This is a genomic window from Rhizobium giardinii bv. giardinii H152, assembly GCF_000379605.1.
GTDB classification, from domain to species: Bacteria; Pseudomonadota; Alphaproteobacteria; order Rhizobiales; family Rhizobiaceae; genus Pararhizobium; species Pararhizobium giardinii.
On the sequence record NZ_KB902731.1, the window covers coordinates 1 to 1,845 of the forward strand.

Below are 1,845 nucleotides of genomic sequence, written 5' to 3' on the forward strand. Positions count from 1 at the left end.
CTCTCCTCGGTGTTCCTGTCGAACACCAATCACGAGGAAGACCAGCCNGTGCACCTGAAGGTCAAGGACATGGACCTGCAAAAGCGCTCCGAATACGACGTCTATGCCGGGCCGTCGGCGCGCTACTGCCCGGCCGGCGTCTACGAATGGGTGGAGAAGGATGGCCAGCCGACCTTCGTCATCAACGCCCAGAACTGCGTCCACTGCAAGACCTGCGACATCAAGGACCCCAACCAGAACATCAACTGGGTCCCGCCGCAGGGCGGCGAGGGGCCGGTCTATCCGAATATGTGACTTTTCTCACTGCTAAAGAAAGTGCCCGCGATGTTGATCGAGAAACAGGAAATATCATCTCAACATTCATTAAAACTCGTTGAAAGTGCCATCAAAGCCTCCGCGGCGAGCGGCTGCAAAATCTGTGTCGCCGTCGTCGACAGCAATGGATTTGTAACCGCGTTGCGCCGGATGGACGCCGTACCGCATGCAGTGACCGATTTTGCATTAGACAAAGCCTATACCGCTGTTATGACGCGCAAAACAACGGCCGCTTTCTTTGGCAGAATGGACAGCAGTCCGTCTCTGAGGATGGGGCTCGGCAATCGGCCGCGCTTATTGGTCTGGGGCGGCGGCCTACCACTCTTTTTCGGAGATAAGATTGTGGGTGCTATAGGGGTTTCAGGAGCGCAAGAGCAGGAGGACATTCAGTTTGCGGAGGCTGCGGTTGTTGAAGCCGGCCTAACTTGGGAAGCTGTTCTTTAACGAATGCGAAAGCCCGAGTCTCGCCGAAATCGGTTCGGTGGTCGATGCAGGAAATAACCCTCACCTGGGCGATACTTCAGTGTCAGGCCCAATGCCACATCCCGAACGCTGCGACAGCGCGGTTGACGGTTCAGATCTCTTCAAGGCGGTCGACTTCCAGCTCTCGGCTCGACGAAATTTGTTCACAGGTGAAAGCTGGCTCAAGCTACATGGAGGATTGGTAGTCCGGAAGGTATCCGTCAATCGATCTGGTGAATCGGTGAGCGAAAATTCAGAACCGAAGCCGGCTCTAAAACCTGCAAGACATCCATTTGACGCTGAACGCTTGGCTTGACAGTGGCAAACACTATATTGAGCTGCGCTGATGCGCCAAATGCTGGGTGATTAATGGACGACAAACTACAGGGTCGCGCTGCCCATAGCGCAGCGATCCATGAACGCGCAGAAGCTGAGATGAAATTGATCGGCATCGATGAACTTTTAATCGGCGCGTTGGTCGAGGCGTTTTATGCCCGTGTGCTTTCACATCCTCAACTTGGGCCAGTATTTGATGCGAGGCTGGCGGGGCGTTGGCCTGAGCACATGGAGAAAATGAAGAGTTTCTGGTCCGCCGTTGCATTTCGAACCGGTGCCTATGGCGGAAAGCCGATTCAGGCCCACCTTGGCGTTGCAAACATGACACCAGAACTTTTTCCGCAGTGGCTGGAGTTGTTTGCCGCAACGCTGGACGACGTCGTTCCGACAGCGGAAGCCAGAGCCTGGTTTATCACAACCGCTGATCGCATAGCGCGAAGCCTGACGCTCTCGCTTTTCTATAATCCGGCACTGGACGATCCAGCACTGAAACGAAACTGATGACCTGCAGCCTGAAATTTGCGGTTCGGGCTGTCTTTATCCGACTTTCGCCGCCACACGCAGTTCGGCCATGTGACTGGTTCTGTCGAAGTCGGGATCCACGGTGCGATTTAATGGCGCGCCACTTCAGATCCTTTCACATCAGGATTTTTGTCAAATGTTCATTCGAGTGGCATCGAATTTCTCCTTCGTAGGCGGATCCACGGTCTGAGCCCAGTCATTACCGGCCCG

At 54.8% G+C, this 1,845-nt stretch carries 3 protein-coding genes; all 3 read left to right on the forward strand.

What is annotated here, in order from left to right:
* Positions 1-294, forward strand: a 294-nt coding sequence (locus tag A3AY_RS36545; RefSeq protein ID WP_040669409.1) for a 4Fe-4S dicluster domain-containing protein, incomplete at its 5' end; no start/stop codon positions are given.
* Positions 295-324: 30 nt separating this feature from the next.
* Complete coding sequence (locus A3AY_RS36550; protein WP_018329394.1) at positions 325-759, forward strand: GlcG/HbpS family heme-binding protein; 435 nt, start codon at positions 325-327, stop codon at positions 757-759.
* A gap of 387 nt (positions 760-1,146) precedes the next feature.
* Positions 1,147-1,614 (forward strand): group III truncated hemoglobin, encoded by a 468-nt coding sequence (locus tag A3AY_RS0130150; RefSeq protein WP_026203982.1) that lies wholly within the window; start codon positions 1,147-1,149, stop codon positions 1,612-1,614.
* Positions 1,615-1,845: the final 231 nt, after the last annotated feature.

Excerpts from the sequence above, each read along its gene's own strand:
- A3AY_RS36550 (WP_018329394.1), top strand. The coding sequence starts at position 325 with ATGTTGATCGAGAAACAGGAAATATCATCTCAACATTCATTAAAACTC.
- A3AY_RS0130150 (WP_026203982.1), top strand. The coding sequence starts at position 1,147 with ATGGACGACAAACTACAGGGTCGCGCTGCCCATAGCGCAGCGATCCAT.